Annotated in this window: 4 protein-coding genes and 1 pseudogene; all 5 read right to left on the bottom strand. The window is 70.6% G+C overall.

The window, feature by feature from the left end; all coding sequences use genetic code 11:
- Nucleotides 1–36: 36 nt before the first annotated feature.
- Nucleotides 37–594, bottom strand: a complete 558-nt coding sequence (gene tpg, locus AQJ91_RS48035; protein WP_067036671.1) for a telomere-protecting terminal protein Tpg — start codon at nucleotides 592–594, stop codon at nucleotides 37–39.
- A 9-nt stretch (nucleotides 595–603) separates the two neighbouring features.
- A pseudogene (gene tap, locus AQJ91_RS48030) lies at nucleotides 604–2,883 on the bottom strand (telomere-associated protein Tap).
- Between the two features lie 220 nt (nucleotides 2,884–3,103).
- Nucleotides 3,104–3,529, bottom strand: a complete 426-nt coding sequence (locus AQJ91_RS57210) for a hypothetical protein (RefSeq protein WP_234383480.1) — start codon at nucleotides 3,527–3,529, stop codon at nucleotides 3,104–3,106.
- A gap of 95 nt (nucleotides 3,530–3,624) precedes the next feature.
- Nucleotides 3,625–4,056, bottom strand: a complete 432-nt coding sequence (locus AQJ91_RS57205; protein WP_234383479.1) for a hypothetical protein — start codon at nucleotides 4,054–4,056, stop codon at nucleotides 3,625–3,627.
- 510 nt (nucleotides 4,057–4,566) lie between these two features.
- The coding region (locus AQJ91_RS48015) for a GNAT family N-acetyltransferase (protein WP_159054842.1) at nucleotides 4,567–4,824 on the bottom strand (258 nt) is incomplete at its 5' end.

The following is a 4,824-nucleotide window of genomic DNA, read 5'->3' as shown; positions in this document are numbered from 1 at the left end:
ACAGCCAGGCGATGGCGACGTTCGTTCTGAAACGGCCTACAGATCGAACTCCAGGTGCTCGATGTCCGTGAAGCGGACCTCCTCCAGCTGGCCGGCGCGGCGGCCGTTGTCCTGGAAGTACACCTCCTTGAGTGCCTCAGCGGCGAGCTCCTGGAGGCGCTGCTCGGTGGCGCCCTGTTCCTGGGCCTCGAAGAGGCGGGCGGCGTAGCGGGGCGGCAGGGCGACGGTCAGGTGCCGGATGCGGTCCTGGTCCGTCGTCCCGATCGGCGCGGTGTAGCCGAGACGGGCGCGGGTGTCGATGACGATGCCGCCGGTGGTCGCTGCCTTCTCGCGGGCCTTGGCCCGGATCTGCGGTTGCCACCGGGCCTTCACCTCGCGCTCCAGGCGTGCGGCGAGGTCCGGGCGTGGCTTTTTGATCTGGTCCTTGACGTACCGCTCGACGGTGCGCTGGGACACCCGCAGCATCTGGGCGACGGCCTTGGTGCCCTTGAGTTGCTTGACCAGGTACCGCATCTGCGCGGGCGCGCTCTTGGGTGCCGGGCGGGTGAACGCCTTCTGCACTGCGGCGTCCAGGCCGTCCCCGAACAGGCTCATTGCCCTCTCCTACTCTCCGTTGTCGATGTTGGTGACGGTGCCGTCCTTGATGTACCGGGCGAGGTTGAGCTCGGGGGCCTTGAACTGCTCCCGCACGCCTTCGCCCCACAGCACTTCCTGGGTGCCCTCCCACTTCACCAGGCCCGGGTTGATGCCGAGCTTGAAGCCGCCGGGTAGCGGCTTGCCGTCCCGGTAGGGCAGGAAGTCCAGCGGCGAGGTCCCGTCGGCCGCGTACACCACGCAGTCGGAGAGGATCGCCACCGGGTACTGCCCGGTGAACGCCGCGTGCTTGACGATCTTCCGGTGGAGGTTGATCCGCGTGCGGGAGATGACCGCCGCGCGGATGTCCGGCCGCCAGGTGGGCCGGGACAGTGCCCGCCACGGCTCGCCGGGCTTCCAGCCCTCGCCCCGGGGGCGCTCGCGCAGCTTGCCCAGGCCGCCCTTGACCGTCGCCTTGATCGCGGACACCACGATCGCCAGCTGAGGGTCGCGCTGCCGGTAGCCGTCCATCGCTGCCAGGAAGTCGGCCGGCGGCAGGTGCGCGTCGACGCCGAGGTCGGCCATGGTGGCGAGGTAGGCGTCGCGCAGCCGGTTGTACCAGGCGTCCAGGTAGCGGCCGTTGTCGTACCAGTGCGCCTCTTCATCGGCTCGTGTGACGGTGATGCCAAGATCCTTGGCCTGCTTAGCAGTCGGCCGCACCCACGCCTCGATCGGCGCGACGTCGTAGCCGAGCTCCACCGCGTACGCCACGGTGGGCGTCGCGTACCAGGCCGGGCCCGCGGGGCGCTCGCCCTTCGGTGTGAACGGGCTGGGCAGCAGGCTGCCGTCCAGGTCCGCCCACTTGTCCCTGGTCACCTTCACCCGGGACGGGTCGACGTGGGTCAGGTCGACCAGCCACGAGCCGGGCAGCTTCGGGTCGAACACCGGTGCCTGGACGTGCACCGGCTCACCGAGGCCGACGACCAGGCCGTTGGCTCCGGCGGCGAAGGCCATGTTCACGTCCAAACCGACCAGGTGTCGCTTGGTACATTCGGCGTCGGTGAGCGGGCGCGCCCAGTCGTACGCCTCCTCGAACAGCTTCTCCGCCGGGCCGCGGACGTGGAAGCGGGGCAGGTCCTTGAGCAGCGGGTGCCCGTCCGGGGCCTCGCACGGCGCGCAGTCGACCGGATGCTCGCCCCATGAGCCCGGCGTCTTGGTGTCCGCTTTCCGGAACGTGCCGGTGGCTTCATCGCGAACGGCGTGGGTCGGCGGGTGCAGCGCGGTCATCAGCTCCAGGCCGGTCACGGCGGTGGAGCCGCGCGGTGTCATCACCCGGGACGCGTACACGCCCAGGAGCCGGGCGAGGTCCGCCGGCGGAAGCTGCCCGGCCTCGCCCCAGTGGCGGGTGTCGAGCGCGTTCCACGACGGGATGCACAGCTGCACGCAGTTGCGCTCCGAGCCCTGAGCGGGGCGGTAGATCCGCGCCCACGGCCCGAACCCGCGCTTCGTCAGCTCCCACTCCGCGCGGGTCAGTTGCTTGATGCCTTGTGGCCCTCCGGGATCCGCCCGGCGAGCCGCTCTTCCTCGGTGAGGGCGACAGGGAGGCCGTAGCGCTCGCACGCGGCCTCGGTCAGCACGATCAGCGGGTCGGCGTCCTTGCCCGGCCCCGACAGCTTCGGCTGCCCGAGTCTGGCCTCCTTCAGGGTCCAGTCGACCAGTGCCGGGATGGACTTGGCGGGCACGTCCAGGACCAGGCCGCCGACGCAGTACGCCACCGCCTGGCCGTCGGCGACGTCGACCACGGCGAGCGGGCCGTTCTCAAAGCGCGGGTCGGTGCCCGCCGGGGCGGCGCGACGTCGAGGACGGCCTGGCGGTGCGCGCCGGAGGCGACACCGCGGCAGCCGGGGCGGCGACGGTGTCGGTGGTGGGGCGGGGCGGGGTGTTCTCGGAAACAGAGGCCGGGGCTGCGGACAGAGTCCGCGCTTCCGCCGGGGCGGGCGCGCCGGTGAACGTCTGCGGGGCGGCCGTGACATCGGAGGGGGCATTCGCGTTGCCCGGGGAAGCCGGGTACTGCGCGGCCCATCCGTCCAACAGGTGCTTGTACGCCGCGAGGCGCGGCGGCCGGGGCATCGTGCGGCCGGTCTCCCAGCCGTTCACGGTCTCCCGTTTCGTCTCCAGCGCGATCGCCACATCTTCCTGCCTCAGGCCTGCGGCTTCACGCAGCCGCTTCCGCTCGGCTGGCGGCGGCAGCAAAGGGCCGCGGGCCAGCAGCTCCGCGGCCCGCGCGATCAGCTCTTCTTCCGTGGGCATGAGCAACCTCCTACCCCCAAACCTACCTGAACATCACACCAAAATTCACTTTGAACGTCACTTTGAAGCTAACTTTGTAGCTCAAGTGGGTGTAGTTGCTGTTCCACGGCGGCGACCTGGCGGCGAAACCGCCAGGTCTCCGGCGCGCTGCGGCCAGCCGCCAGGGGAGGGCCGCCCGGCGGCTGGCTACGTCGCGGCGCGCCAGCCGGCCGGGCGGACCTCAGCAGTCGTAGCGGTGGGTGTACGGGGTGTCGGGGCAGATGCGGCAGACGAAGAAGTACATGCCGCCGAGGTCGCCCAGGCCCATGTCGTGCCCGAACGCGTCGAGGGCGGCGGGATCGGCCTCGGCCCGCCAGGACGGGGTCGCAGCCCCGTCCTGGCGGGGGTCCCAGTCGTCCAGGGGGAGCCACCGGCCCATTCCTGGTTCAGTCGCGGTGACGCTGAGCAGGTGTTCCATGCGGGTGCCGCAGCCTGCGCACTCGGGCCAATCGGGCGGCTGGGTCCACCCCGGGTAACCGCCGACCTTGCTCTGTTGCGTGGTGGCCACCTCGAAGTAGTCGTAGCCCCGTTCCTCCTTCAGGGCCTCAAACCGCTGGTCGAGCAGCTTGCTGAGTCCCTCCGGCAGGTCCCAGTTCGGGTACTCCACGGCCGGAGTGGGGGAAACGGTGCACGGGCGCGGCAGGTAGTCCTCCTCCGCGGTGTGCGGGCGAGGTGGTTCCCCGCCAGCGGCGCCAGCGACCGTCAGCGTCGTGCTGCGCAGTGGAGCCGGGGGTTGGCCGCGGCCTGGTCGTCCTCGTGAACGAGTGGGCACCACAGGATCTGCAACAGGTCGGTGCCGGCGGGGAAGACAAGGCCGGGCACATCCCGTGCGTACAGCTGAACCACCGGGACCATCGCGACCGGCTCCGGCCCGACGGGCGCGTCGAGCGGCTTGTAGTGGCCCGGTTCGGCACACATCGGCCAGGGCTCGTCGGCCGGCCACAGCAACGGCCCGCCGATGGAGCTGTCACCCGGACCCGGCTGCCCGGCCCGGGGGTAAAGGAGGGTGACCTCGCGCGCCGTACCGAACAGCTCCGGAAAGACTGCCTCCACGTCGAAGGGAAGCGGAGCCAGCGGCCGGGGCCCGGTCGGCCGGGCCTGGGCGGCGTCCTGCTGCGTGCGCCCTGACGGCATGGAGTCTCCTGCTGCTGGTGATCGTAACGCCGCCGACCCTAGCCCCGCCCCCGACACCTGGAGTGTCCCGCCCCTGCCCCCGCTGCACCGCATTCAACCCGTCGGCGACAGGCCCGCCACACGCCGGCGCCATCCGGGCGTTCGTACCGCCAGGGCCCGTCCTATGACGACGCCCCGTCGTCAAACCGGGCTATCACGCCGTCGAAGCAACAGACGTTCCCGAAACTCACCAACGAGGCCACCCGCACACGTCACCACTGGGCAGTCCGGTCCGGCAATGCGCGTGGCGCTCGCTGGCGCTCGCTGAGGCTCTCCACTCCGTAGAACGTCGTACCGAATGAGGCGACGAGCGTCCCTGGCCGATTTCAAGGCTCTGTCCGCAGTTCCGTGAAAGCGCAGGTCAGCGACGGAAATGTAGCATCCTTCGCCTGGGTGTCCGCTCCGTGGCGATCAGTCGGGGCCGTATGGACAGCGGTCAGCTGTCCTGTGACGATCGACGGCGCGGCCGGTTCACGCCTGGAACTCGGTGAGATCGATGGTGTGAACGCGCAGCGCATAGGCATACACCGGGTGCGCCGTCTCTCGCTCGGGCACCATGCCGAGCTTTCGGATGACGTTGTCGGAGGCGTCGTCACCCACCCGGTTGATGCTGATGATGCGGTCGAGGCCACGGTCCTGGAGCGCGAACTCCAGCGTGGCGTGGGCGGCTTCGGACGCGTATCCCTGGCCCCAGAACGGTGAGCCGAGCCGCCAGCTGATCGCCACGGC

The organism is Streptomyces dysideae (assembly GCF_001514305.1).
Taxonomy (GTDB): domain Bacteria; phylum Actinomycetota; class Actinomycetes; order Streptomycetales; family Streptomycetaceae; genus Streptomyces; species Streptomyces dysideae.
This window is presented reverse-complemented; position numbering and strand designations above follow the sequence as displayed.